Annotated in this window: 26 protein-coding genes; 16 read left to right on the forward strand and 10 right to left on the reverse strand. The window is 67.8% G+C overall.

Going from position 1 to position 25,689, the window contains the following annotated elements; translation table 11 throughout:
- Nucleotides 1-15 precede the first annotated feature (15 nt).
- Entirely contained in the window at nucleotides 16-1,047 is a 1,032-nt protein-coding gene (locus FB478_RS01670) for an aldo/keto reductase (protein WP_056390162.1), read from the forward strand.
- Nucleotides 1,048-1,079: 32 nt separating this feature from the next.
- On the opposite strand, the gene FB478_RS01675 is transcribed toward FB478_RS01670, so the two are convergent.
- The 5 genes from FB478_RS01675 to FB478_RS01695 form a co-directional block, all read right to left on the reverse strand.
- Nucleotides 1,080-1,322, reverse strand: a complete 243-nt coding sequence (locus FB478_RS01675) for a hypothetical protein (protein ID WP_056390165.1) — start codon at nucleotides 1,320-1,322, stop codon at nucleotides 1,080-1,082.
- Nucleotides 1,323-1,330: 8 nt separating this feature from the next.
- Complete coding sequence (locus FB478_RS01680) at nucleotides 1,331-2,764, reverse strand: flotillin family protein (protein WP_056390168.1); 1,434 nt, start codon at nucleotides 2,762-2,764, stop codon at nucleotides 1,331-1,333.
- A 265-nt stretch (nucleotides 2,765-3,029) separates the two neighbouring features.
- On the reverse strand, nucleotides 3,030-3,329 hold the full coding sequence (locus tag FB478_RS01685; RefSeq protein ID WP_261377336.1) for a hypothetical protein: 300 nt from the start codon (nucleotides 3,327-3,329) through the stop codon (nucleotides 3,030-3,032).
- Nucleotides 3,330-3,443: 114 nt separating this feature from the next.
- Complete coding sequence (locus FB478_RS01690) at nucleotides 3,444-4,289, reverse strand: SDR family oxidoreductase (protein ID WP_235509773.1); 846 nt, start codon at nucleotides 4,287-4,289, stop codon at nucleotides 3,444-3,446.
- Nucleotides 4,290-4,316: 27 nt separating this feature from the next.
- Nucleotides 4,317-6,917 carry an excinuclease ABC subunit UvrA gene (locus FB478_RS01695; protein ID WP_144600026.1) on the reverse strand — a complete coding sequence of 867 codons (2,601 nt, stop codon included), beginning with the start codon at nucleotides 6,915-6,917 and terminating at the stop codon, nucleotides 4,317-4,319.
- Between the two features lie 184 nt (nucleotides 6,918-7,101).
- Here FB478_RS01695 and FB478_RS01700 point away from each other — a divergent pair, with 184 nt between their 5' ends.
- Complete coding sequence (locus FB478_RS01700) at nucleotides 7,102-7,926, forward strand: DUF1206 domain-containing protein (RefSeq protein WP_056390178.1); 825 nt, start codon at nucleotides 7,102-7,104, stop codon at nucleotides 7,924-7,926.
- A gap of 47 nt (nucleotides 7,927-7,973) precedes the next feature.
- Here the strand turns inward: FB478_RS01700 and FB478_RS01705 are convergent, their stop codons facing one another.
- Nucleotides 7,974-8,774 carry an MBL fold metallo-hydrolase gene (locus FB478_RS01705; protein WP_144599689.1) on the reverse strand — a complete coding sequence of 267 codons (801 nt, stop codon included), beginning with the start codon at nucleotides 8,772-8,774 and terminating at the stop codon, nucleotides 7,974-7,976.
- A gap of 226 nt (nucleotides 8,775-9,000) precedes the next feature.
- Here FB478_RS01705 and FB478_RS01710 point away from each other — a divergent pair, with 226 nt between their 5' ends.
- The gene (locus tag FB478_RS01710; protein ID WP_018770998.1) at nucleotides 9,001-9,741 is read left to right on the forward strand and encodes an SGNH/GDSL hydrolase family protein; all 741 of its coding nucleotides are present in this window, start codon (nucleotides 9,001-9,003) and stop codon (nucleotides 9,739-9,741) included.
- Between the two features lie 36 nt (nucleotides 9,742-9,777).
- On the opposite strand, the gene FB478_RS01715 is transcribed toward FB478_RS01710, so the two are convergent.
- Entirely contained in the window at nucleotides 9,778-10,512 is a 735-nt protein-coding gene (locus FB478_RS01715) for an SCO1664 family protein (protein WP_261377337.1), read from the reverse strand.
- A 25-nt stretch (nucleotides 10,513-10,537) separates the two neighbouring features.
- The gene (locus tag FB478_RS01720) at nucleotides 10,538-11,170 is read right to left on the reverse strand and encodes an MSMEG_4193 family putative phosphomutase (RefSeq protein WP_144599690.1); all 633 of its coding nucleotides are present in this window, start codon (nucleotides 11,168-11,170) and stop codon (nucleotides 10,538-10,540) included.
- A 158-nt stretch (nucleotides 11,171-11,328) separates the two neighbouring features.
- Between FB478_RS01720 and FB478_RS01725 the strand changes: the two genes are divergently transcribed.
- From FB478_RS01725 to FB478_RS21030, 9 genes are all read left to right on the forward strand, one after another.
- Entirely contained in the window at nucleotides 11,329-12,717 is a 1,389-nt protein-coding gene (locus FB478_RS01725) for a sigma 54-interacting transcriptional regulator (protein WP_018770995.1), read from the forward strand.
- Between the two features lie 14 nt (nucleotides 12,718-12,731).
- Nucleotides 12,732-14,732 carry a VWA domain-containing protein gene (locus FB478_RS01730; protein ID WP_144599691.1) on the forward strand — a complete coding sequence of 667 codons (2,001 nt, stop codon included), beginning with the start codon at nucleotides 12,732-12,734 and terminating at the stop codon, nucleotides 14,730-14,732.
- Between the two features lie 74 nt (nucleotides 14,733-14,806).
- Nucleotides 14,807-15,424 (forward strand): dihydrofolate reductase family protein, encoded by a 618-nt coding sequence (locus FB478_RS01735; RefSeq protein ID WP_377204693.1) that lies wholly within the window; start codon nucleotides 14,807-14,809, stop codon nucleotides 15,422-15,424.
- A gap of 61 nt (nucleotides 15,425-15,485) precedes the next feature.
- Complete coding sequence (locus FB478_RS01740) at nucleotides 15,486-16,424, forward strand: 5'-3' exonuclease (protein ID WP_144599692.1); 939 nt, start codon at nucleotides 15,486-15,488, stop codon at nucleotides 16,422-16,424.
- A 210-nt stretch (nucleotides 16,425-16,634) separates the two neighbouring features.
- Nucleotides 16,635-17,150 (forward strand): flavin reductase family protein, encoded by a 516-nt coding sequence (locus tag FB478_RS01745; protein WP_018770991.1) that lies wholly within the window; start codon nucleotides 16,635-16,637, stop codon nucleotides 17,148-17,150.
- 137 nt (nucleotides 17,151-17,287) lie between these two features.
- On the forward strand, nucleotides 17,288-17,590 hold the full coding sequence (locus FB478_RS01750; RefSeq protein ID WP_056390189.1) for a hypothetical protein: 303 nt from the start codon (nucleotides 17,288-17,290) through the stop codon (nucleotides 17,588-17,590).
- Nucleotides 17,580-18,188: a hypothetical protein gene (locus FB478_RS01755; RefSeq protein WP_056390191.1), complete on the forward strand. Its 609-nt coding sequence runs from the start codon at nucleotides 17,580-17,582 to the stop codon at nucleotides 18,186-18,188. Before FB478_RS01750 ends, FB478_RS01755 begins: the two co-directional genes overlap by 11 nt.
- Nucleotides 18,189-18,230: 42 nt before the next feature.
- Entirely contained in the window at nucleotides 18,231-20,852 is a 2,622-nt protein-coding gene (hrpB, locus tag FB478_RS01760) for an ATP-dependent helicase HrpB (protein ID WP_056390194.1), read from the forward strand.
- A gap of 150 nt (nucleotides 20,853-21,002) precedes the next feature.
- Nucleotides 21,003-21,149 carry a hypothetical protein gene (locus FB478_RS21030; RefSeq protein ID WP_186447710.1) on the forward strand — a complete coding sequence of 49 codons (147 nt, stop codon included), beginning with the start codon at nucleotides 21,003-21,005 and terminating at the stop codon, nucleotides 21,147-21,149.
- Between the two features lie 5 nt (nucleotides 21,150-21,154).
- On the opposite strand, the gene FB478_RS01765 is transcribed toward FB478_RS21030, so the two are convergent.
- Nucleotides 21,155-21,832, reverse strand: coding sequence for an alpha/beta family hydrolase (locus FB478_RS01765; RefSeq protein ID WP_056390198.1), 678 nt, complete (start codon nucleotides 21,830-21,832; stop codon nucleotides 21,155-21,157).
- A 67-nt stretch (nucleotides 21,833-21,899) separates the two neighbouring features.
- On the opposite strand from FB478_RS01765, the gene ligD reads away from it, so the two are divergent.
- Nucleotides 21,900-22,937 (forward strand): non-homologous end-joining DNA ligase, encoded by a 1,038-nt coding sequence (gene ligD, locus FB478_RS01770; RefSeq protein WP_056390805.1) that lies wholly within the window; start codon nucleotides 21,900-21,902, stop codon nucleotides 22,935-22,937.
- Nucleotides 22,938-23,060: 123 nt separating this feature from the next.
- Here ligD and FB478_RS01775 read toward each other — a convergent pair whose 3' ends face one another.
- The gene (locus FB478_RS01775) at nucleotides 23,061-23,681 is read right to left on the reverse strand and encodes an L-threonylcarbamoyladenylate synthase (protein ID WP_018770984.1); all 621 of its coding nucleotides are present in this window, start codon (nucleotides 23,679-23,681) and stop codon (nucleotides 23,061-23,063) included.
- 212 nt (nucleotides 23,682-23,893) lie between these two features.
- Here FB478_RS01775 and FB478_RS01780 point away from each other — a divergent pair, with 212 nt between their 5' ends.
- The 3 genes from FB478_RS01780 to FB478_RS01790 all read left to right on the forward strand — a co-directional run bounded on the left by FB478_RS01780 (nucleotide 23,894) and on the right by FB478_RS01790 (nucleotide 25,672).
- Nucleotides 23,894-24,325, forward strand: a complete 432-nt coding sequence (locus FB478_RS01780) for a VOC family protein (RefSeq protein WP_018770983.1) — start codon at nucleotides 23,894-23,896, stop codon at nucleotides 24,323-24,325.
- Nucleotides 24,326-24,424: 99 nt separating this feature from the next.
- The gene (locus FB478_RS01785) at nucleotides 24,425-25,147 is read left to right on the forward strand and encodes a hypothetical protein (protein WP_144599693.1); all 723 of its coding nucleotides are present in this window, start codon (nucleotides 24,425-24,427) and stop codon (nucleotides 25,145-25,147) included.
- Between the two features lie 18 nt (nucleotides 25,148-25,165).
- The gene (locus FB478_RS01790; protein WP_186447711.1) at nucleotides 25,166-25,672 is read left to right on the forward strand and encodes an HAD domain-containing protein; all 507 of its coding nucleotides are present in this window, start codon (nucleotides 25,166-25,168) and stop codon (nucleotides 25,670-25,672) included.
- Nucleotides 25,673-25,689: the final 17 nt, after the last annotated feature.

Consider the following 25,689-nt stretch of genomic DNA (forward strand, 5'->3'; position numbering starts at 1 on the left):
ATACGAGGAGAAGCCATGCAGCATCGAACCCTTGGCCACAGCGGCGCCGTGGTCACCAGTTACGCGCTGGGAACCATGACCTTCGGCGCGGAGGCGACGGAGGAGACATCCCATGCCATCCTTGACAGCTATTTCGACGCGGGCGGCAACTTCATCGACACCGCGGACGTCTACAGTGCGGGAGTGTCGGAAGAAGTCATCGGCCGCTGGCTGGCCAAGCGCCCCGACGTGAGGGACAGGGCGGTGATCGCCACGAAGGGGCGCTTTCCCATGGGGACGGCACCAAACGACGTCGGAACCTCACGGCGGCGCCTGACCCGCGCCCTTGATGATTCCCTCCGCCGGTTGGGCGTGGAGCAGATCGACCTGTACCAGATGCATGCTTGGGACCCGATCACCCCGCTGGAGGAAACCCTCCGCTTCCTGGACGACGCTGTGAGCCGCGGCAAAATCGCCTACTACGGTTTCTCGAACTTCCTTGGCTGGCAACTGACCAAGGCTGTGCACGTTGCACGCAACCAGGGATGGAACCCGCCCGTCAGCCTGCAACCCCAGTACAGCCTGCTGGTCCGCGACATCGAATTCGAGATCGTTCCGGCAGCCCTCGACGCAGGAATCGGCCTGCTGCCGTGGTCGCCCCTGGGCGGAGGCTGGCTCTCGGGCAAGTACAAGCGCGACCAGCAGCCTACCGGTGCAACCCGCCTGGGGGAAAACCCCAAACGCGGCATGGAGGCGTGGCAGGCGCGCAACGAGAACCCGCGCACGTGGGCTGTCATCGACACCGTCCAGGACATCGCCGACGCCAACGGCGTGAGCCCGTCCCAGGTGGCCCTGGCCTGGCTGGCGGACCGTCCGGCTGTTACCTCGGTGATTCTGGGGGCGCGGACCACGGAACAGCTCGCTGACAACCTCGCCGCCGCCGAACTGCAGCTCAGTGCCGATGAAGTGGACCGGCTTACCCAGGCCAGCCAGCCAGAGGCCGGCGTTTATCCCTACGGACCCATGGCTGAGGAACAGCGCAGCCGGAAAATGGAGGGCGGGCGGTAGCTACACCGCGAACGAGGGCACGGTGAAAGGACCTACTCCGCGTGCTTCAGCACGTCCGGCAGCTCGTCCACATACACCGTTTGCGGCGGCTCGTAGTAGATCACCAGCACCTCGCTGCCCACCGGGAAGTCGCTGGTTTTGTCGAACGGGTGGGCGTGGAACGCCATGATGCCGCCGAGGTAGGGCAGCATGACTTCCCCGATGGTGCCCGGGCCGATGCGCCCGGTCACCCGGCCGATCTTCCCCGTCAGGCTCCGGTCAACGTCCTTGCGCATGGGCGGGCCTATGCACCGGGAGCCTTCGGCGGACGCTTGGTGTCTTCGCCCTTCCGGAGCGCTGATGCGAGGGCAGGCAGGTAGTCGCCCGCCTGTGCCAGGATGCCGCCCAGCATCTTGTTGACGCCTTCGCCGCCGTTGAGGACGGTCATGTTGCCCACGTGGGAGAAAGGCTCGGCTGCAGCGGCGATGATGGCGGGCATGTTTTCGGCAAGCTGTTGGGAGATGACCGCGTCCTGGTTGGTGCCCAGCGCTTCGGCCCGGGCCTTGATGCCGTCCGCTTCGGCCAGTGCCTTGGCCTTGATGGCGGACGCCGCGGCGTCGCCTTTGGCCCTGGTGGCGGCGGCTTCAGCCTCGCCGGTGACCTTGGTTGCTCCTGCTGCGGCGGCGGCTGCGGTGGCATTCGCCTGGGCCTGGAGTTCAGTGCGCCGCGCGTTCGCCTGCGCCTCGAGCTCGGTGCGGCGTGCCAGCGCCTCCGCAGCGCTGATATCCGCCGCCTTCTGGCCTTCAGCATCGGTGCGTTTGGCGTAGGCCTTCGCATCAGCGGGTTTGCGGATACTCGTCTGCAGCTTCTGCTCCTCACGGTCCGCCTCAAGCTTGGCGACTTCGGTTTCCTGGACCACCACCTGCTGCCGGGCCGTGGCCTCGGCGAGCGGGCCGGCCTGGGCTGCGTTGGCCCTGGCGCGTTCCGCGTTGGCCTGCGCCACGGACTGCCGGATTGCCGAAACGCTCTGCGCGTCCGCGATCAGGGCCGCAGCTTCCGCTTCCTTCTCTGCCGCCTCCCGGTTGCGGGTGGCCTCGGCAATCCGGGCCTCCATCTTCACCTGGGCAATATGCGGCTTGGCGATGTTCTGGATGTAGCCGGTAGGGTCCTGCAGGTCCTTGATCTGCAGGGAATCCACCACCAGGCCCAGCTTCTCCATCTCCACTCCGCTGGCGCTGCGGACCTGGGACCCAAGCTTGTCCCGTTCGCGGATAATCTCCTCCACGGTCATGCTGCCGATAATGGAGCGGAGGTGGCCCTCAAAGACGTTGTAGACCTGGCTTTCCATTTTGGGTTGCTGGCCCAGGAAGCGGCGGGCCGCATTTGCAATGAATGGCGGTGCGTCACCTATTTTGTAAATGACCACGCCCTCCACAATGACCTGGATGCCCTGCGACGTCACGCAGGAAACCTTGAGTTCGGTTTCATTCAATGTCAGCGAGAGCGTCCGTACCGTCTGGAGGCCGGGAAGGACCAGGGCGCCTTTGCCGGTGACAATCTTGAAGTCCATTCCTGCCCTGGTCTCCAGGGTTCCCCGGGTGAGTCCGGAGATGATCAGGGCCTCGTTGGGTTCAGCCACCTTCCACATCAGCTTTGTCGCCACCCAAATGAAGACAATGGCAACAAGTACGCCCAAAACAGTGGCAATTAGCGGGAAGAACGGTGCAAAGTCCGGCATGGCCAGGTCCTTTCAATGCCGCGAAAAACGCTTCACGGTAAAACCCCAATGAATGCAGCCGTCCATTTACCCGAACCATTGGAATCTGCGCCTGGCCAGCTGTTGTAGCCAGTCTGATTGGGCCCCGGTCAAGAGTCCAGAGCCGGGCGGATATTTGCCTGCAGCAACGAAGATGGGCGTACGACGGCGGCACCTGGCAGATGCCGGAGGGGTCCGGTCAGGCGTCCGGCAGGAAAGGGCCGGCCGTGGGTGCCGCAGTGACGGGTCAGCGGCCGTTCGGGTGTCCGGAACCCGTTCCCAGCAGTGCTCCGACTTCCGCCGAACGGTGGGCCTCAAAGACGAGGTCTGCGTTGGCGCGTCTGCTGGAAAGGTAAGGAATTGCGAGGCTGGCTCCGCACCCCCGGCACCGGATTTCGTCGGTCCATACCCAGTTGTAGGCTGCGTGACGTTCCAGGACGCCCTGCATGGCGGCGGCTATGGCTGTGGTGATGGCATTCGCTGCCGCGGTGACCAGCGCTGCATCCCCGGTGTTGTGGATGGACCCAACCTCAGTGTCGATGCTCATGGTGCCTCTTCCCGCGATCCCGATGGTGCTGTCGAGCATAGTGTGTTCCGCGTCACAAGCCGGCATTGGTAAGGTCTCGGTTCCCTAACGGCGCGCCGGGGGGGAGCAGTCCGGTCACGGCTCCAGGTCTGAGTCCACCACGGTGACCTCCAGGGGCATCCTGTTTGTCCGGCGCAGGCGGCCGGCGAGGACGTTGTGCAGCCCGTGGGTCACCAGCCGCCTCGTGGTCAGGAACCGGTATTCCGCTTTGTCGGACGTCACCAGCTTCACGATTGGCTGAGCGGCCTGGTCGGCACTCTGCCCCCACAGGCCCACCACCACCTGCAGTGCACCGAGACGCTGTTCGTACCCGGCCTGGGACGCGACCTTTCCCAGGAGGGCCGTCTCCACCAGGCCGGGATTCATGCCGTGCACCCGGACCCCCGTACCTTTGGTTTCCAGCCGAAGCGTCTCCGTAAACTGGCGGACCCACCGCTTGCTTGATGCATAGGCGTTCTGCAGCGCCACGGGACCGCGGTCACCTTGGCCGTAGAGGTTCACAAGGTCACCATGGCCCTGCTCCAGGAACACCGGCAGGGCAGCCCTGGCACCGTGGAAAGTGCCCAGGATGTTGGTCCGCACCACCCGTGTGAAGTCAGCCACGGGCGTCGATGCCGTCGGTCCGTAGACCCCTGGCGTGCCGGCGTTGTTGACCCAGATGTCCAGCGTCCCACGGCTGAGGGCCATGTCGCGGAGTGCGTCAACGTCCGCCGGGTCGCCGGTGTCGCAGCGTCTTCCGTCCGCCGCGATGCCTTCCAGGCGCAGACGCCCGACGGCGGCAGCAACGCCGTCGTCCGTTCTGGATGCCAGCACCACCGCCGCGCCATGCAGGCCCAGCACCCGGGCCATGGCAAACCCCAGCCCGCGGCTGGAGCCGGTCACCACCGCCACCCTGCCTTGGAGCACAGTGTGAGGGGGCATGGCCGGCCGGGAACGCATTCCTCCGTCCTACGCCTCTGCGCGGTCCGGGGCAAGGGCGTTGCCCGCTACCGTTCCGTCCCCGGCCTTCCGGTCCCGGAGGGCGGCTGCCAGGTAGGGCGCTGTGCGGCTGTTGGCTGAACGTTCGACGGCGGCGGGGTGGCCGGCGGCGACGAGCTTCCCGCCGGCGTCGCCTCCGGACGGTCCCAGGTCCATCACCCAGTCCGCGGCCGCGACCACATCCATGGCGTGTTCCACCACGATCACGGTGTTGCCGGCGTCCACCAGGCGGTTGAGCTGCGCCATCAGGAGTTCGACATCGGCCGGATGCAGTCCCGTGGTGGGCTCGTCCAGCAGGTACAGCGTGTGGCCGCGGCGGGCGCGCTGCAGCTCGGTGGCCAGCTTGATGCGCTGCGCCTCACCCCCGGACAGCTCGGTGGCGGCCTGGCCCAGGCGAAGGTAGCCCAGGCCTACTTCCTGGAGTGTCTGCAGGGACCGCGCGGCGGCGGGAACCCCGACCAGGAAACCGGCGGCGGCATTGACCGTCATTCCCAGCACGTCCGCAATGGTCCTGCCCTGGTAGGTGACCTCCAGGGTTTCGGGGTTGTAGCGCGAGCCGTTGCATTCGGGGCACGGACCGTAGCTGCCGGGGAGGAAGAGCAGCTCCACCGCGACGAAGCCCTCGCCCTGGCATGTTTCACACCGTCCGCCGGCCACGTTGAAGGAAAAACGTCCGGGCCCGAAACCCCGGCTCCTGGCGGCGCCGGTGGCAGCGAACTCCTTGCGGACGGCATCGAAGAGGCCTGTATATGTTGCCAGGTTGGAGCGGGGCGTGCGGCCGATCGGCTTCTGGTCCACCTTTACCGTGCGGTCGATCCGATCCAGCCCGGACACCCGCCCCACACTGCCCACACCCTCTTCGTCACGGTCCGCGCCGGGCTCGTCACCTGGTTCAAGGTTGTCGTCGCCGGCTTGCCCGGACGTGCCGGCGACGTCCGCCAGGACCTTGCTGACCAGGGTGGACTTTCCCGAGCCGGATACGCCGGTGACGGCTGTCAGGACACCAAGCGGAAAGGCCACGTCCAGGTTCCGCAGGTTGTGCCGGTTGATGCCGCGCAGGTCCAGCCACCCGGAGGGTTTCCGCGGCGCACCCCTGGCGGCGCCGCCGTCGTCCATTGACCCTGCTGAACCGTTTGGGAACAGGAACGGCCGGGTCACCGACCCTGCCACGGCGTCGAGGCCCTCAACGGGCCCGCTGTAGAGCACCTGCCCGCCGTCTTCGCCGGCCCGGGGACCAACATCCACCAGCCAGTCGGCACGCCGGACCACATCCATGTTGTGTTCCACCACGAACACGGAGTTTCCGGATGATTTCAACCGGTCCAGGACAGCCAGGAGGGGTTCGGCGTCGGCGGGGTGCAGGCCGGCCGACGGTTCGTCCAGCACATAGATCACCCCGAACAGCCCGGACCGGAGCTGGGTGGCAATCCGGAGCCGCTGCATCTCGCCCGGCGAGAGCGTTGGCGTGGCCCGGCCCAGCGCCAGGTAGCCCAGGCCAAGATCCAACAGCACGCTGATGCGCTGCAGCAGGTCCCGGGTGATGGCCACGGCCACTTCGTTGGATTCGGATGACTGCTTCCGCGATGCCGTCCCTGCCGTGGCCAGCAGGGTGGTGGGGCGGATGATCTCCGCCAGTTCGGTCATGGGCACGGCATTGAGCCCGGCGATGGTGTGCCCGGCGAAGGTCACCGCAAGGGCCTCGGGCCGAAGCCCCGTTCCGCCGCACCGCGGGCACGGTCCGGTTTCCATGAAGCGCAGCACCTTCTCCCGCATGGCGGGGCTCTTGGAATCGAGCAGTGTGTGCATCACGTAGCTCCGGGCGCTCCAGAACCGGCCCTTGTACGGCTTGGCCACGCGGTCCCGCTGCGGCGTCACTTCCACCACGGGCTGTTCCTCGGTGAACAGGATCCAGTCGCGGTCCTTTTTCGGCAGTTCCCGCCAGGGGGTGTCGACGTCGTAGCCCAGGTGGGCCAGGATGTCCCGCAGGTTCTTGCCCTGCCAGGCGCCGGGCCAGGCGGCGATCGCGCCGTCGCGGATGCTCAGTGACGGATCCGGAACCAGTGATGCTTCAGTGACGGTGTGGGCGGTGCCAAGGCCATGGCATTCCGGGCAGGCGCCTGCCGCGGTGTTGGGGGAGAAGGCGTCCGAGTCCAACGGGGGAGCTCCGGCGGGATAGCTGCCGGCGCGGGAGAACAGCATGCGCAGCGAATTGGAGAGCGTGGTGACGGTCCCTGCCGTGGACCGGGAAGTGGCGGTGCCCCGGCGCTGCTGGAGGGCGACGGCGGGCGGCAGCCCGGTGATCTGCTCCACCTTGGGGTTGTGGCCCTGCTGGATGAGCCGGCGTGCATATGGCGCGACGGACTCGAAGAACCGGCGCTGTGCCTCGGCGTAGATCGTGCCAAAGGCCAGGGACGACTTGCCGGAGCCCGATACTCCGGTGAACGCCACAATGGCATCCCGCGGCACATCCACGCTGACGTTGCGCAGGTTGTTCTCCCGGGCGCCCCGCACCCGGACGAAGCCGTCTTCGGCCTGGTCGGCCGTAAAACCCGGGTGGTCCAGCTCGGTCAGTTGCTCAGCGTTCTGTTTGGCATGCACCGCTTCGACTGTAGTGGCCAACCGTGCCTGGCCGGAACTTGAGGGGACCTGTCGGGACAGCGCGGACGGATTTACACTAAAGCATTCCGTGACGCAGGCAGGCGGGGGACGCCGACCGGGGACAGAAGACCAACTACATATTGAGGAAGGGCCGGCCATGGGCAACGCGTCGCAGGGAGCGAACAAGGCAGTATCCGAGGCCGCGTCGGCGAGCCGCAGCCCCGCGGTCCGTATTCTGGCCCGTGCCGGATTTGTCTTTATCGGTTTGGTCCACATCCTGATCGGAGCCATCGCCTTGCAGGTGGACCGGGGCCAGGGTGGTGAAGCCGACCAGTCCGGGGCGATCGGATCCCTGGCTTCCAAGCCCGGCGGCGGCATCCTGCTGTGGGTCGGGGCGGTGGCCTGCGCTGCGCTTGCCCTGTGGATGCTCAGTGAGGCGTTTATTGGGGCGCGCTCCGAGACAGACTCCAAGAAGAAGCTGAAGGCTGCCGCCAGCGCCGGGGGAAAGGCCGTGGTCTTCGGTTTCCTGGCCTTCACCTTCGCCGTCTTCGCCTCCGGGGGCAGCAAGAACTCCAGCCAGTCGGCCAGTGACTTCACGGCAAAGCTCATGGGAGCGCCCGCAGGCGTGGTTCTTGTGATCGCGGTGGGGCTGGCAATCATCGGCGCCGGCGTCTATTACGCCTACCGGGGCATTACCCGGAAGTTCATGAAGGACCTGCGGGACCCGGGCAACGCCCGGACTGCCGTCAAGTGGCTCGGAACAGTCGGTTACGCAGCCAAAGGCGTGGTGCTCGCCGTCGTTGGCGTGCTGATCATCGTGGCGGCCGCAACTGCCGACCCTTCCAAGTCCTCCGGCCTGGACGGCGGGCTGAAGACCCTGGGCTCGCAGCCTTATGGGGTGTTCCTGCTGGGCGCCATCGCCGCAGGGCTCATCTGTTATGGGGTGTACTCCATGGCCCGGGCACGGTACGGAAAGTTCTAGCTTGTGCCCCTGGGCCCCTTCCGGGACCGGGATGCCTGGATGCGGCCTTACTTACGGCGCCTGCCCGGACTTGCCGGGCCGGCCTGGCTGACCAGGCCGGCTACCGCTTCGTCCAGCTGGATGCGCAGGGCCGGCCCGTGGCCGGGCAGGACAACCGGGGCGTCAACGCCGGCCAGGGTCCGCACGGAGGCCAGCGCCGCGGCCCGGTCTGAGTGATACATCGAGTGCAGCATCTGCGGACCGGACGTCCGGCTGATCGGGTGGCCGCTGACAAACGAATCTCCAACGGCGATGGCACCCGCAGCCGGAAGAAGGATTGCTGCATTGCCGGGCGTATGCCCGGGCACGGAGATGGCAACAGGGCTGCCCGGCAGGGCTTTGAGTGTGGCGTCGTCCCAGGCCTTCGCCTGCGTCGCGGGCCCGGCCGCCAGCGCGCCGGCCCTGATGGCGTGCACCATCCAGCGGAACACACGCGGCCGCCACGCCCGCCTGAGGACCTGGCCCAGGGTGACTTGGTGCTTCTCCTTCCCCTGCACATGCGCCAACTCCGCGGGAGCGCACAGGACAGGGGTCCCGAAGGACTCGGAAAAGAATGCCGCGGAGCCGGTATGGTCCACGTGGCCGTGCGTGACCAGCAGGGCAAGGGCGTCCGCAGGTTCCAGGCCCAGGTGGCGCAGCGACGCGATGACGTGGCGGCGGTCATCGGGATATCCGCTGTCAATGAGGATGAATCCCGTGCCGTCCCGCACCACTATCCAGTTGGACGCCGGCCCTTCAGCGAAATACACGCCGGGTGCCTGCTCGGAAAGGCTGGTTGCGGGGTCCCACCCCGCGGTTTGCTGCTGCACGGGTAAAAGAGTAGCCGCAGGCAGCCGCATATGGCGGATGCGGCCCAAGCCCACGGATACCTAATGCCCCTAAAGTTCCTGTGCAGTCGCTGTGCATCCTTTGATCCTGGTCACCTTGGCCCTACAGTATTCCCACCATTGCCTACGATGGGATACGGACAGGGGACGGATTGGCGGCGCGCAGCCGCCTCCGGCCCGCGACGATTTGCTGGCAGGAGGTGGACCGATGCACCACGGCGTGCTGCTTCAGGGACATCCTGTGTACCGGCATCCCGGCCGCGTGATAGCGGCGGGAGCAGTTGGCCTGGTCCTGGCCATAACCTCAGGGAGTACGGCCCCCACCCAGCCCCCGGCCGCCGCGGCGCCGGTCCGCGTAGTGGTAGTGGGGGACTCGCTGAGCACCGGTCACGGCACTTCGCCGCAGCAGGCGTGGCCGGCATTGATGCGCAAGGACCCGCTGGGCGCCGGCCTGGAGGTTGTCAACGCCGCCGAGAATGGCAGCGGCTACCTCAGCACAGGTGATCTTGACGGAACTTTCGGCACCGAGGTCGAAGACTTCGTGACACCGGACACCGGCATCGTGGTCTTTTTCGGTTCAGAGAATGACCTTGGCTTTGCGCCCGCAGACGTTGGCGGCGCCGCCTTGGCCGCGATGGACCGTGCGGAAGCCCTTGCCCCGGAAGCGAAGATCATCGTGGTGGGGCCGCCGTCGTACTCTGCAACCCCGGACCCCGCCCTTGTGGACATCAGCGACCAGCTAAGGGCCGCTGCCCGGCAGGCAGGCGGGGAGTTCGTGGACCCCATCGCCGAGGGCTGGATCAGCGACGATTTTGACGACCTCATCGGCCCGGACGGCGACCACCCCACGGTGCTGGGACAGCACTACCTGCTGGAGCACATCGGCGCCTACCTGGAGCAGGCGGCCCCGGCGGCGGCCGCAGCGCAAGGCCGTCCGGAGGCCCAGTGAGCGCCGGCCGGACCGGGATTTCCCGGCGCAGCTGACTCAGATCAAGGGCCACGGGTAGCGCATGCCCGTATGGTCAACGGGAAGTACCTTGTCCTGAAGCACGCGCTGGACGCGCCGCCGGAGGGCTGCCACTTCGGCGTGGTCGAGGAGCCCGGCCACATCGGCAGGCACCGTGGTGGCCAGGGGACTGATGTCCTCAAGCAGGTCGTCCGGAATGGGGTCGCCGGCGAAGTCCCAGATCACGGTGCGCAGCTTGAACGCGGCAGAGAAACACAGGCCGTGGTCGATTCCCCAGATGTGGCCGTCAGTGCTGCGCAGTACGTGCCCACTCTTCCGGTCCGTATTGTTTGCCACGTAGTCGAACAGGGCGATCCGGGCCAACGCGGCGTGGGTCCCGGGCGAGTCGGCGTAGAGCGTGAAGTAGTGCTCCTCGAGGTCCCCTTCGACGAACCACTGCAGGGAGCCCACCCCAAGCGGCGCGTCCGATCGGACAACTGTTGGCGGAACGATGCCCCACCCCAGTGCTTCGCTGAGCAGATAGGCTGCGCGTTCCCGGCGGTACAGGCCGGCGTCGAAATCCGCGAGCGGCCGTTCCCCGGCTTCGGGCTTGTAGACCGCCCAGGCGGACTCATCCGCGCAGGAAACCTCCACCAGGAAGGTGGCGTTGCTGCCGCTCATGATGCGGCCCAGCAGTTCCACGCGGCCCTCGTTAAGGAGGGTCAGTTCCCGGCCGGACACCGCATGCCCCGTGCGGCCGCGTCCCGCGGCCATCCATCCGATGACACTCCGCACGGCATCACGACGACCTCAGCCCGCTCAGGGGTTCCGACGTCGAATTCACCGTGAGCACGGCCGGCGCCCGGCCGTCCACGTAGGAAATCGCGGAGACCGACGCCGGGCTGATCATGATCCGCTGGAAAAGGTCCAGATGGGTGCCCAAGGCGTGGGCCACGGCCGCCTTGATGGGGTCCGCGTGGGAGAAGCACACCACCACGCCGCCCCGGTGGGCTGCGCGAAGGTTCTCCAGGGTGCCGACCATCCGGGCCTGCATCCCGGAAAAGCCCTCTCCGTTGGGGAACCGGAAGGCCGACGGATTGTGCTGGACGGTCTGCCACTCCGGCAGGCCCGCAAGGCCGGCGAGCGCGGCGCCGGTCCAGTCACCGAAGTCGCACTCCAGAAGTCCGGGTTCTTCCGTCACCGCCATGCTTGTCCGTGCCGCCGCAGGTTCCGCGGTTTCCTTTGCACGCTCCAGGGGCGAGGAGTAGATGGCCTGGATGGGCAGGCCGGAAAGGCGTTCGGCAACAGCGTCCGCCTGGGCACGGCCGCGCTCGGAAAGGTGCAGTCCCGGGGCCCTGCCGGGCAGGACAGTACCCGTGGTGGGTGTTTCGCCGTGCCGCACCAGGAGGATCAACGTACTCTCAGCAGTCATCAGCAACCAGCCTAACGCCCCGCTGCCTGCCTGCGCCCCGCCGCACGGGCCGGGACGTCGGCTGGCTCCCTTGGCCGGCCACGCCGCATCGTCACGCTGCTTCGAGGAATCTGGAGGAAACTCTCGATTAGCCGCAGGGCGGGGACTACCGTAGAGGGGTGACTGATCGCCCCGATATCTTTACCGTTGGTGAACTGCGTGCGGCAGGCCATGTCCACAAGGACCTGCGCCACGAGATCCGCGACAATCTCCTCGCATCCCTGGCTGCGGGGCGCGACCCCTGGCCAGGTTTGTACGGCTTCGGCCGGACCGTGATTCCGCAGCTGGAGCGGGCCCTGATTGCGGGGCATGACATTGTCCTGCTGGGTGAACGGGGGCAAGGCAAAACCCGCCTGCTCCGTACCCTGGCCGGGTTGCTGGACGAGTGGTCGCCGGTGATCGAGGATTCGGAGCTGAACGAACACCCCTTTGAACCGATTACCGAACAGTCCCGCGCCCGGGCCCTGACCGAAGGGGACCGGCTCCGGATCGCCTGGCGTCACCGGTCCGAGCGCTACGTGGAAAAGCTCGCGACGCCGGATACCTCGGTGGCCGACCTGGTTGGCGACGTGGACCCGATGCGCGTCGCCGAAGGCCGCCGCCTGGGAGACCCCGAGACCATCCACTACGGGCTCATTCCCCGCTCGAACCGCGGCATCATCGCCATCAACGAACTGCCGGACCTGGCCGAGCGCATCCAGGTGGCGATGCTCAACGTCATGGAGGAACGCGACATCCAGATCCGCGGCTACGTCCTGCGGCTGCCGCTGGACGTGCTGGTGGTCGCGTCCGCCAACCCGGAGGATTACACCAACCGGGGCCGGATCATCACCCCTTTGAAGGACCGCTTCGGCGCCGAGATCCGGACCCATTACCCAATTGAACTGGAGGACGAGGTCTCGGTCATCCGGCAGGAGGGCCGGCTGGTGGCGGACGTTCCTCCCTTCATCCTGGAGATCCTGGCCCGCTATACCCGGGCGCTGCGGCAGTCCCCGGCCATCAACCAAACATCCGGCGTCTCCGCCCGGTTCGCCATCGCGGGGGCAGAGACGGTGGCCGCGGCCGCGCTGCGGAGGTCAAGCCTGCGGGGCGAGGACCAGGCCGTGGCCCGGATCATTGACCTGGAGCCCGCCGTGGAAGTCCTGACCGGGAAGCTTGAGTTCGAATCGGGCGAGGAAGGACGCGAACAGGGCGTCCTGGACCACCTCCTGCGCACCGCCACCGCCGAAGCCGTCAGGGCGCACTTCCAGGGCCTGGACATGGGTCCGCTCGTGGCTGCCCTGGACGGCCACCGGACCGTCACCACCGGGGAGCAGGTCACGGCGAAGGAGTTCCTCGGCAACCTCCCGGCCCTGAACGGATCAGGCCTCTATGACGAAATCGGCCGGCGCCTGGGTGCGACGAATGACGGGCAGCGGGCAGCCGCCGTCGAACTGGCGCTCGAAGGCCTGTACCTCGGACGGCGGATCTCCAAGGAATCCGACGACGAGGAAACCATTTACGGCTAGGCACGGGAGGCACCATGGCCATCCACAAGCGGTCCGCAAGATACGGCCGGTACACCGGTGGTCCGGACCCGCTCGCCCCGCCGGTTGACCTGGCGGAGGCGCTCGAAGCCGTCGCCCAGGACGTGATGGAAGGCTACTCGCCCCGCCATGCCCTGCAGGAGTTCCTGCGGCGCGGCGGCCGGAACCGCGACGGACTGGACGATCTCGCCCGGCGCGTCCAGCAGCGGCGCCGTGAGCTGCTCGGCCGCCACCGGCTGGACGGCACCCTGGATGAAGTGAAGAAACTCCTGGACACCGCCATCCTGGAGGAGCGCAAGCAGCTGGCACGGGACGCCATGATGGACAACACCGACCGCGCCTTCCGCGAGATGCAGCTGCAGAACCTGCCGCCCTCCACAGCGGCGGCCGTCAACGAGCTTGCGTCCTACGACTGGCAGTCAAGCGCGGCCAGGGAAGCGTACGACCGGATCAAGGACCTGCTGGGCCGGGAGGTCCTGGAACAGCGGTTCGCCGGCATGAAGCAGGCTCTGGAAAGCGCCACTGATGAGGACCGCGAGGCAGTCAACGAAATGCTCCGCGACCTCAATGAGCTGCTGGGCAAACACCGGCGGGGCGAGGACACGGAAGCCGATTTCCAGGAGTTCATGGCCAGGCACGGCCAGTTCTTTCCGGAGAATCCGCAATCGGTCGAGGAATTGGTGGATGCCCTGGCACAACGGGCCGCCGCAGCCCAGCGGCTCCTGCAGTCCATGTCCCCGGAACAGCGTGAGGAGCTGATGCGGTTGTCGGCGCAGGCCTTCGGCTCTCCTGAGCTGATGGCCCAGCTCAGCGAGCTCGACGCCACCCTGCAGGCGCTGCGTCCCGGGGAGGACTGGACGGGATCGGAACGCTTCGAAGGACAGGAAGGCCTGGGGCTGGGTGACGGGACAGGTGTCCTGCAGGACATCGCCGAGCTTGACGAACTGTCTGAGCAACTGTCCCAGTCCTACAACGGCTCCCGGCTTGATGACCTGGACCTTGATGCCCTTGCCCGCCAGCTGGGCGAGAACGCGGCCGTGAGTGCGCGCACGCTTGCCGAGATCGAGCGCGCCATGCAGGTCGGCGGCTACCTGCGGCGCGGTGCCGACGGCGACCTGCGGCTGTCACCGCAGGCAATGCGCAGGCTGGGGAAATCACTGCTGCGGGACACCGCCAGGCAGCTCTCCGGGCGCCAGGGGAACCGTGACACCAGGGTGGCCGGGGGCGCCGGGGAACAAACGGGTTCCAGCCGCCAATGGGAGTTCGGGGACGCCGAGCCCTGGGACGTTACCCGCACCATGACCAACGCCATCCGGCGCACCATGGCCGACGGCGGCGATCCGGCCCGCGGACTGCGGCTCGCCGTCGGCGACATCGAAGTGAGCGAGACCGAGGCCCGTACCCAGGCCGCCGTTGTCCTGCTGGTGGACGTTTCCTTCTCCATGGCTGCCGAGGGGCGGTGGGTTCCCATGAAGCGGACCGCGCTGGCACTGCACCACCTGGTCTCCACCCGGTTCCGCGGTGACAGGCTGCAGCTGATCACGTTCGGCCGCTACGCGCAGTCCATGGACATCGGGGAACTCACGGCCCTGCCGGCCCTCCGCGAACAGGGCACCAACCTGCACCACGGCCTGCTGCTGGCGGGGCGCTTTTTCCGCCGGCACCCCTCCATGCAGCCCGTGCTGCTGGTGGTCACCGACGGCGAACCGACGGCGCACCTGCTGCCGGACGGGGACTCCTGGTTCAACTGGCCGCCGGACGCCGGGACCATCCGCGCCACCGTTGCCGAACTGGACCGGATTGGCCGTTCGGGCGTCCAGACCACGTTCTTCCGCCTGGGCAACGACCCCGGCCTGGAGCGCTTCATCCGGCGGATGGCGCAGCGCGTTGACGGCAGGGTCGTGGCGCCGGAGGTGGGGGACCTGGGTGCCGCGGTGGTGGGGGAGTACCTCCGGGCGCACGTCCGCAGCGCCTACGCCGACGGCGACTGGTTCTGACCGGTTCTGCGGTCCGGGCTGGTCCGTGAGTCCGGGTCACTGGTCCCTTGCCGGGCTTCGCGGGCGGGAATACCATGGCCGCCATGAGCCAGTTGATGGTGGACATGATCATCACTTTGGACGGCTTCGCCTCGGGCGAGGGATGGCCTGGCTGGTGGGGCCTGGAAGGTCCTGAATATCTGGCCTGGCTGCAGCAGGAGGCCGGAGGGGACCGCACCTACCTGATGGGGGCCAACACCTACCGCCTCATGTCGGGGATGTCGGAAGATGCTGCCGCCGGGGGCACGGGATATTCGCAGGACGAAAGCACCTCCCTGACGGGTCTTGCCGCCGTTCCCAAAGTCGTGTTCTCCTCCAGCCTGGCCGCACCCCTCCGCTGGCCGAACTCCGAACTGGTGGCCGGGGACGCGGTCGAGGCCGTCCGGCAGATGAAGCGGACCCACGACGAACTCTTAAGCACCCTCGGCAGCCTCAGCCTCTGCCGTTCCCTGGTGGCAGCGGGTCTAGTGGACCGGTTCCGGCTGGTCGTCTTCCCCCTGATCACCGGGCGTACCGGACGTGAACGCATCTATGACGGCTATCCGGACGTCGCCCTGGAGATGGTGGACAGCAGGATTTTCGACGGACGCCTGCAGCTGCTCGAGTACATCCCCCGCGTCATCGACCGCCCGCCGCTCACCGGCGAACCGTAACACCCTCGGCAACAGCCAGCGGCTGCTGCCCAGGCGGCCGATTCCGTGTCAGGATCAAGGTATGCCCCGGCGACTCATGCTGCTCGATACTGCCTCCCTGTACTTCCGCGCCTTTTACGGCCTGCCGGACAGCATCCGCCGCCCGGACGGAACGCCGGTCAACGCGGTCCGCGGGTTGCTGGACATGATCGCCAGGCTCAGCACCGACTATCACGCCACCCACCTGGTGGCCTGCTGGGACGACGACTGGCGCCCGCAGTGGCGGGTGGACCTGATCCCCACCTACAAAGCCCACCGGGTGGCCGAGGCAGTTTCCGGCGGCGCCGACATCGAGGTGGTTCCGGAGGGCCTCCAGGCGCAGCTGCCGATGATCCGCCGCGTGCTGGAGCTGGCCGGCATCGCCATTGTGGGCGCGGCACACCACGAGGCCGACGACGTCGTTGGCACCTATGCGAGCCATGCCGGCTTCCCGGTGGACGTGGTCACGGGTGACCGCGACCTGTTCCAGGTGTGCGACGACGAACGGGGTGTCCGGGTGATTTACACCGCCCGCGGCATGAAGAACCTCGAAGTCATCACGGAAGAAACCGTGGTGGCCAAATACAAGGTGCTGCCCCAGCAGTATGCCGACTACGCCACACTCCGCGGAGACGCCTCCGACGGCCTGCCCGGAGTGGCGGGCATCGGCGAGAAGACGGCAGCGTCGCTGCTGCTGAAGTACGGAACCCTCGAAGGGTTGCTGGCGGCTGCTGACGAGCCGGGCACGGGCGTGTCGGCACCTGTCCGGGCCAAGCTCTCCGCTGCCTCCGCGTACCTGGAAGCAGCCCCCGCCGTCGTACGCCTGGTGCGGAACCTGGAGCTTCCCACCCTGGACCAGGCGGGCGCCCGCCTGCAGCCCGTCACGGGCGACCGGCGCGCGGAACTGGAGCAGCTGGGCGGCGAGTGGAACCTGGGCGGCTCGGTCCGCCGGCTGCTGGCCGCGCTGGACCTGCGGCCTTAACCGGGGCTGTCCCGACCGGCCAGTGCTGGTTACGTCCTTCTGTTGCGTCAAACAAGGACACGTCAGCGTCCCTGAAGCCACGCGCCGATGACGCCGGAAGTACGGGCATGACAATTCGTTTCGCCGCGGGTCGGTGCGTTTCAGGCGGCTTGAATGAGCCGATTTGCTGATGGTTTGGTGAGGTAACGATCCAGATGAGAGGCCATTTCCATGACAGTCACTTCAGATCTTGCTCCGCGCCGGCTCCGGGACATTTTCGGCACGTTTGCCAGCGGCCTGACCATCATTACGGGTTCCACCCCCGATGGGCCCACCGGGTTCACCTGCCAGTCCTTCGCATCCCTTTCGTTGGAGCCGGCGCTGGTCACCTTCAGCCCGGCGCGGACATCGACCACCTGGCCTGCACTGAGAAGGGCCGGGTCCTTCACCATCAACATCCTTCCGGCCGAACACCAGCACCTCGCGGGCCAGTTCGCGCGCTCGGGGACGGACAAGTTCGCCGGCGTCAGCCACGCATCCTCGCCCCTGGGGAACCCGGTGCTGGATGACGCGCTCGCCTGGCTGGACTGCGAACTCCATGCAGAATACGACGGCGGCGACCACACCATTGCGGTGGCTGCCGTGCGGCACCTCAGTGCCCGGAACGACGCCGAACCCCTGCTGTTCTTCAAGGGCCGGTATGCAGGACTCGCCCCCGCGGAGCGCCTGCTCGAAGCGGCCGGCTGACTGGCGCGCCCAATCCACCGGGCATTGCCGATGCCCCGGGACCCCGCCTCCGTGCCCTTGCTTTAGCTCCATCCAGTAGTAAGCTTGCTGAGCATTACTAGTAAGCTTGCTGATTAAATGGGATGGGAGCAGGAGCTATGGGCGCAATTTTCGGTACGGCCCTGTCACTGGTGCTGACCGTTGGCGGTGCGGCGGTGGCGGCAGAACGCGGCCCGGGAGCCGCGCAGCACTATCTGGCCGGGCACGTGCTCCTCGGAGTGGGGATCGGCCTGTTGTTCGCCACCGGACTGCGCATCGGCATCCGGCATCTCCTGGCCCGGCCAGGATCCCAGCGGCGGAGCGCTCCCGTGGCACCCCCGGCAGCGGAGCTCGCCTCCGTGACTGTACTCCCCGTCCGGACCGCCTCCGCAGTCCCGCTGCGGGGCAGGCATGCCGCTTGAGGCGCAGGCACCGGCGGACCCGGTGCTGACTCCTGAGCAACGCGCCCCGCATCCCGCACCCCGGCGTCGCCGCGGAGTCCGTGCCCTGATGCTCCTGTGCTGCGCCGTCGTTGCGGCGGCGCTGGTTGCCGGCGCCTCCGGCATCCGTTCCGGGGATGCAGACGAAAACGTCCTGCGCGGTTTCCAGATCCGGGTGCTGAGTATCAGCCAGGCCGCCGCCGAGAACAGGATGGATGGGGCGCTGGCTGCCCTGCAGGCCCTCGAGAAGGACCTGGGCGATGCGGCAGCAAATGGCCGGCTTTCGGCATCGCGGTACCGGAGCATCGAGAATGCACTGTCGGTGGTCCGGACAGATCTCGCCACGCAGGTGGCAGCAGCGTCCGCGGCAGCATCCCCTGACACAGCGCCCGGCGCCGTTTCGGCAGACCCTGCCCTTGCCGGCACCGGGCAGAACCAAGCCGCTCCCGTGGAACCCGCCGTTCCGGCCGTCGCTCCGGCGCCGGTCCCGGCAGACTCCGCTCCGCAGGCCCCCGGGCCGGAGCATCAGGACACCGCGAAGGAAGCCAAAGGCAAGGGCAAAGGCCAGGGCAAGCCCTGACCGCAGCGGCAAACAGCTCCCCGGCCAAGGGAGAATGGATGGATGAATCCTTCTGAGGGCCGCCCCGCCGCCGACGCCTTCGACCTCCGCGCGATCGGTGCCGGACTCGCCTTCGAAGGATCCCTTTCCGCTTTGCGGGAGGCACTGGGAAGTGATGGTATCCCGGGTGCCGCCGTTGTGCAGGCACCCCCGGGAACGGGAAAAACCACCCTCGTACCGCCCCTGCTGGCGAACCTCCACGGCCGGCGGGGCCGCGTTGTCGTCACCCAGCCGCGGCGGGTTGCCGCCCGTGCCGCCGCCCGGCGCCTTTCTGCGCTCGACCGCAGCCGGATGGCCGGCCGCGTGGGCTACACCGTCCGCGGGGAACGCCAGGCGGGCCCGGACACCCTGATTGAGTTCGTCACCCCGGGCATCCTGTTGCGACGCCTGCTGGCAGATCCCGGGCTGGAGGGCACTGCCGCCGTCGTCCTGGATGAAGTGCACGAGCGGGGACTGGAAACAGACCTCCTGGTCGGCATGCTCGCTGAGGTCCGTGCGCTGCGCGGCGACCTCGCCGTCGTCGCCATGTCCGCAACCCTGGACGCGCCCCGGTTCGCAGCCCTGCTGGGGGATGACGAGGGCGCCGGGCCCGCACCCGTCGTCGACTGCCCCTCCGTCAACCATCCACTGGACGTGCAGTGGCTCCCGGCGCCCGCCGCCCGGCTGGACGCGAGGGGAGTGGCGCGCACCTTCCTGGATTATGTGGCTACGGCAGCCGCGGACGCCCATGAACGTGCCGTTGCGGCCGACGGGTCCGTGGACGCGCTCGTGTTCCTGCCCGGGGCCAGGGAGGTCTCGCACGTTGCAGCGGTCCTGCGCAGCCGGCTGGGCAGCAGTGTTGACGTGCTGGAACTTCACGGCCAGGTGGGGACAGCCGAGCAGGACAGGGCAGTGGCGGGGCGTGCTCCCGGGGACCTCCCGCGGATCATCGTCTCGACCGATCTTGCCGAGTCCTCCCTGACAGTGCCCGGCGTCCGGCTGGTCATAGACTCCGGACTGGCCCGGGAACCGCGGCGGGACGCAGGCCGCGGCATGAGCGGGCTGGTTACCGTGTCCTGTTCCAGGGCGTCAGCCGACCAGCGGGCCGGGCGTGCCGCACGGCAAGGCCCGGGGACAGTGGTCCGCTGCTACTCGCAGCACGCATATGGTGCCGCTCCCGCCCACGTGACGCCGGAAATCAAGGTGGCGGACCTGACCGGCGCCGCCCTGACCCTTGCCTGCTGGGGCGCGCCCCGGGGGAAGGGGATTGCCTTGCCGGACGCACCGCCCGGCCAGGCAATGGATGACGCCGTTGAGGTGCTCCGGGAGTTGGGCGCAGTGTCCGGTGACGGCCACGTGACTGCAACGGGCCGCGCCCTTGCCGGCATCCCCGCCGATCCACGGCTTGCCCGGGCATTGCTCGACGGCGGCACCTCCACCGGACACCGGTTCGCCGCCGGGGTGGTAGCCGCGCTCTCCGGGGACCACCGCGCACCCGGAGCGGACCTGACCCGCCTGCTGGCCCAGCTCAAAGCCGACACAGGCCCGGCCGGAAGGCGCTGGGCGGACGAGTCCAGGCGGCTGGGCGCCCTGGCGGGTCGGCAACAGGACGGCGCCACGGCCCCTCCCGCCATCCCTGCCGCTGGAAACGAAGCTGCGGGCGCCGTCGTCGCGCTTGCCTTTCCCGACCGCGTGGCCCGCCGCGTGCCCGGCAGCGACGGCGCCGGACAGTACCTGCTGACGTCCGGGACCAGGGCAGGGCTGCCGGCAGGCAGCACGTTGTCAGGCCACGAGTGGCTGGCCGTGGCCGACGTGTCCCGCGCCAAGGGAAGGGACGCGGCCGGTACGGGCGCCGTGATCCGCGCCGCAGCCCCCATCACCCTTGGCATTGCCGAAGCGGCGGCGTCCCACCTGCTGTCCGACAGTGTGGACGCGGAATTCAGCGGCGGCCGGCTGAGCGCGCGCAGGACCAGGCGGCTGGGAGCGGTCGTACTCTCCGCAACCCCCGTGCGCCCCACCGCCGAACAGGGCAGGAGGGCCGTGCAAGCCGCGCTGCGGTCAAGCGGCCTTGCCGCCCTGTCGTGGTCGACGGCGGCGGCCTCCTTGCGGCGCCGCCTCGCCTTCCTGCACCGCGAGGTGGGGGCGCCGTGGCCTGATGTGTCGGACGGGGCGTTGCTTGGGCGGCTGGAAGAGTGGCTGGGGCCCGAGCTGGAAGACCTGGCGGCCGGGAAACCGGTCACCTCAATCGACCTGGCCCACCCCCTGCGCCGGCTGCTGCCCTGGCCCGAAGCGGCCCGGCTGGACGAGCTTGCGCCGGAAAACCTGGAGGTCCCCAGCGGCTCCCGCGTCAGGATCGACTACCCGGAACCAGGTGGGGACTCCGCCGCGCCCGTGGTGGCGGTGAAACTGCAGGAGTGTTTCGGGCTGGTTGAATCCCCGCGCCTGGCGGGCGGCCGTGTCCCGGTCCTGTTCCACCTGCTGTCACCGGCCCGCAGGCCGCTGGCGGTCACCGGCGACCTCACATCGTTCTGGTCCGGCCCGTATACCCAGGTGCGCGCCGAAATGCGGGGCCGCTACCCCAGGCATCCCTGGCCGGAGGACCCCTGGTCGGCTCCCGCCACGGCACGGACCAACAAGCGGAACTGAAACCACGTCCGATTCTTTCCGGCCGGAGAAGGCTGCGTGAGAACTCCGATACACAGCCGAAACGTCGCGTCGACGTGCTGAAACATGCCTTCCCTACGCTCTTAAGTACGCGGACAACGTGGTCCGCATTCCCCTACGGAAGGACACACCATGTTTCTCTTGAACAGCCTCAACCTCCTGCTGGACGGCCGACGCAGTGAGGCCAGCGGGTCCCGCAACACCGACACCGGCACGTTCCCGGAAGGCCGGCTCACCTCCGCCGCCTGGGAAGGCTGGTGGCACGAGGACGCTGCCTAGCAGCGTCAGCCGTGCCCGGCGATGAACTCCGCCACCGGAAGCGCCAGCGACGCACCCACCTCATCGGCGGGGCGCTTGTTTCCCGCCACGGCAAAGGAGTGGTCACCGCCCTCCACCCACTGCAGGACCGCGTTGGATCCGATCCGGGCCACGACGCCCGCCAGGATGTCGGGCGTGGCAAACGTGTCGCGCGTTCCCTGCAGGAACAGCATCGGCGCCGTGATCCCGTACAGGTGCTCATCCCGGAGTTTCTCCGGCTTGCCGGGGGCATGCAGCGGGTAGCCGAGGTACACCAGGCCTGTGGCCTCCATGCCGTCGGCAACGGCCATGGACGCCATCCTGCCGCCGAACGACTTGCCCGCCGCCCAGACGGGGCCGCTGCCGCCGTTGGCCTCCGCCTGGGCGCGGGCTGTGTCCATGGCGGCCCGCCAGGCGGCGATGGCAGCCGGAGGGCGGTCTGGGAACTTCCGCCCTGCCTCCAGGTACGGGAAATTGAAGCGCAGGGTGGCCAGGCCCAGCCCGTTCAGGGCGTCGCTGAAGCCGCGGAGGAACGGATGGTCCTTGCCGGCACCGGCACCATGCGCCACCACCACAGTGGCGGTGGGCTTCCCGGGACGGGCGTAGACGGCGGAAAACGAGGCGTCACCGACGGCGACCATGAGCTGCTGATCGGATGAGGGCATGGCTCCATCATGCCGGAGGCCGGCGGATATGCCGGTGTCTGCCGGCGGCCGGGTGTACGTTGTCCCCATGGCGAGCGAACAGACCACCATCACTGTCCCGGGTCCCAACGGCGGGCGCGAAATGCGCATCTCCAGCCCCAGCCGCGTCCTCTGGCCGGACCTGGGCCTGACCAAGCTGGACCTCGCCAGGTACATCTGCGACGTGGGGGAGGCATTCATCGCCGCCAACGGGGACCGGCCCGTGTCCCTCCAGCGGTACTCGGACAACATCGAAGGCGAGATGTTCTTCTCAAAGAACCCGCCAAAAGGCACGCCGGACTTCATCAGGTCCGTCAAGGTGGTGTATCCGAGCGCCAGGTCCCACCCCCAGCTGGTCCTTGACGAACCGGCAGCTGCCGTCTGGGCCGTACAGATGAACACCGTGGTCTTCCACCCCTGGCCCTCCCGGGCGGAGAACACGGACAACCCGGACCAGCTGCGGATCGACCTTGACCCGCAGCCGGGCACGGACTTCGACGACGCCGTTCCCGCCGCCTTGGTGCTGAAGGACGTCCTCGCCGAGGCAGGCCTCACCTGCTTCATCAAAACGTCCGGCAACCGCGGGCTGCACGTTTACGCACCCGTCGAACCAACACGGGAATTCCTGGACGTCCGGCACGCGGTCATCGCCGCTGCCCGGGAAGTGGAGCGCCGGATCCCGGACAAAGTAACCACGGCGTGGTGGAAGGAAGAACGCGGCCAACGGGTGTTCCTGGACTTCAACCAGGCCAACCGCGACCGCACCATCGCCGGCGCCTACAGCCCGCGGGCCCTGCCGCACGCCCCCGTGTCCTGCCCCATCACCTGGGAGGAACTGGAACACGCGGATCCAAAGAACTTCACCATCCTCACGGTTCCGGAACGGTTGAAGACGGTGGGAGACCCCTGGGCTGGCTTCAACGCCAAGCCCGGGACCATCGACACGCTGCTGGAATGGTGGGACCGCGACTGCAAAGCCGGCCTGGGGGAGATGCCCTTCCCGCCGGACTACCCCAAGATGCCGGGCGAACCGCCCCGGGTCCAGCCCAGCCGGGCGAAAAAGCAGACTGACGCCAACAGCGACTGACCCGCGCCCTCCAAAACGGGGCACTTTGGCACGGACACGGCGGCCGCCGTCGGAAATTACGACGGCGGCGCCGCCAAAGTGCCCCGGGACCGCAGGTGCGGCCCGGGTTACTTCGAAGCAGGTTTATTCGAAGCGGGACGGGTCGCCCATGCCACGCCGGACCACCTCGGCCAGCCCGCTGGAGAAATCAATCACGGTGGTGGGCTCTGCGCCGCAGTCCCCGGCGTCGATCACGGCATCCACCTGGTGGTCCAGCCGCTCCTTGATTTCCCAGCCCACGGTCAGCGGCTCTTCCTCGTCCGGCAGCAGCAGCGTGCTGGACAGCAGCGGCTCGCCCAGTTCGGCGAGCAGCGCCTGGACCACGCGGTTGTCCGGAATCCGCACGCCCACCGTCTTCTTCTTGGGGTGGAGCAGGCGCTTGGGAACCTCCTTGGTGGCGGGCAGGATGAAGGTGTAGCTGCCCGGGGTAACGGACTTGATGCTGCGGAACACGTCGTTGCCGATGTTCACAAACTGGCCCAGCTGCGCGAAATCGCGGCAGACCAGCGTGAAGTGGTGCTTGTCGTCCAGGTGCCGGATGCTCCTGATCCGGTCCAGCGCCTCCCGGTTGCCCATCTGCGCCCCCAGCGCGTAGCAGGAATCCGTGGGGTAGGCGATCAGGCCGCCGTCGCGGATTATGTTCACTGCCTGCGCGATGGCGCGCGGCTGGGGGTCCTGGGGATGCACATCAAAGAATCGGGCCATGCCCCGAGCCTACGTTCCCGCGGCCCGCGCCGCACCCTTTCCTGCGGGATATGCCTCGACACGGAAACAGTTTCGTCCCCTGACATTCAAACCCCGGAACACGGGATGAACAGGGGAGACTTCCCCTACCGGGTGGCGGCCGGATAGGGCAGGATGTTGTCTGCCCGCGTTCCGGCCGAAGCAGTTCCGGCCCCTGTGAAGGAGAACCTGCCATGCCAACAATCCTCAATCCCTACATAAGTTTCCGGGACAATGCCCGTGAGGCACTGAACTTCTACCAGCAGGTGTTCGGCGGCGAGCTGACACTCAGCACTTTTGGTGACTTCCAGGCCAGCGAGGATCCTGCGGAAGCGGAAAAGATCATGCACGGCATGCTGATCACCACCCAGGGCCTGGTCCTCATGGGCGCTGATACCCCCAACAGCATGGAGTACCACCCGGGTTCCGCCATCTCCATCTCGCTCAGCGGCGATGATGAAGTGGAGCTTCGCGGCTACTACGAGCAGCTCAGCGGCGATGGCGGCGCGGTGACAGTCCCCATGGAAAAGTCGCCGTGGGGTGACATCTTCGGCATGTGCACCGACCGGTACGGAGTCGCCTGGCTGGTCAACGTCAACGCATCGCAGGCCACGCCGGCACCCTGAGGACCCTGAGGACGTGGAGGGGGGAGGGCCGGCCGGCCAGCCTGCATGGATCTGCCCCTGCGCCTTGAGGCCGGGCCCCCGGGCTGGGAGGATTGATGCGTGAGGCCCCTCATGGAGTTCCTGTACGACAAGTGGTGGATGGTGTTTCCACTGATGGCGGTGGCCGGCCGTTGGGCAGGCGGCTGGCGGCGTGCCGGCGAGCGCCGGTACCGGCGCCGGGTTGAACTGTACAAACTCCAGAACCAGGACAAACTCCAGAACCAGGACAAACTCCAGAACCAGGCACGCGAAGCTGACAGGGCGTCGGTGGCCGACGTGAAGTCGCTCATGGCCACCCACGATGCCACCAACCGGCGATGGCTTGACTATGAGCTCGACGTGGGAAAGCTCATTGATTTTCCCCTCATGACGGACGTCCGGGAACCCCTCACAGTCGCCTTCCTGCGCGCCAAACGCGAAGCCGACGGCCTGCGGCCACCCTCTGCCGAAGACCTGACATCAGTGGCCGGCCTTGACGCCTACCGGCAGGCCGTGAACAACTTCGCGGTGGCCCTGGATGTGGCCGAGCGCGAAGCCATACGGATCAGGGACAGCAAGTTCAGCGGCCCCGAACGCGAACGGCTTGCCGTGGCACGGAAACTGCTCATGATTGCCGAGAACCATGCGGCTACCCCGGCCGAACGGCAGTCTGCCTACAAGCGGGCCCGGCGTGAGCTGGACGGGCTCATCGTCCTGCCGGACGTCACAGTGGCGGCCCTTGAGGGCAGAATCGCACCGCCGCTGGATGCAGGTCCCAGGCCGCCGCAGTTCCACCAGGGCTGAAGCCCCTGCAGGTGCAGCGTGCGGCGGACGCTTTATTTGGATGTCGACGGCGTGGTCTGCCCGTTCGGCCCGGAGGGAACCACCGGCTGGGGGTCCGCCTGGCAGCGCGCCGACGCTGGGCTGTTGCCCGTCACCTTCGCCGCAGAACTCGTATCGGGGCTCAACTCCCTGGCCATGACGCCCGGGCTGCGTTGTGTCTGGCTTACCAGCTGGGAGGAGCTGGCGCCCCAATACCTGTGTCCCGCCGTCGGACTTGCGGGCAGCGGCTGGCCATACCTTGCCGCGGACGGGGCAGCAGGCGGGGCCGTCTGGTGGAAGCTCCGGGCCATCCAGGGCGACGTCGAGAAGACCGGACCCGACTCGGTGGCGTGGGTGGATGACCAGCTGGCGTTCGAGTCTGAAGCACAATCATGGGCACGCTTCCTGGGCAGGCGCATCCTCACGGTGTCGCCCCATCCGCGGCAGGGAATCACGCCCGCGGAACTGGACGTGCTCCGCTCTTTCCTGGCCGGGCCCGTGTTTTGACCTCCTGCCCGGTACGC

Source organism: Arthrobacter sp. AG367 (assembly GCF_007828995.1).
Taxonomy (GTDB): Bacteria; Actinomycetota; Actinomycetes; order Actinomycetales; family Micrococcaceae; genus Arthrobacter.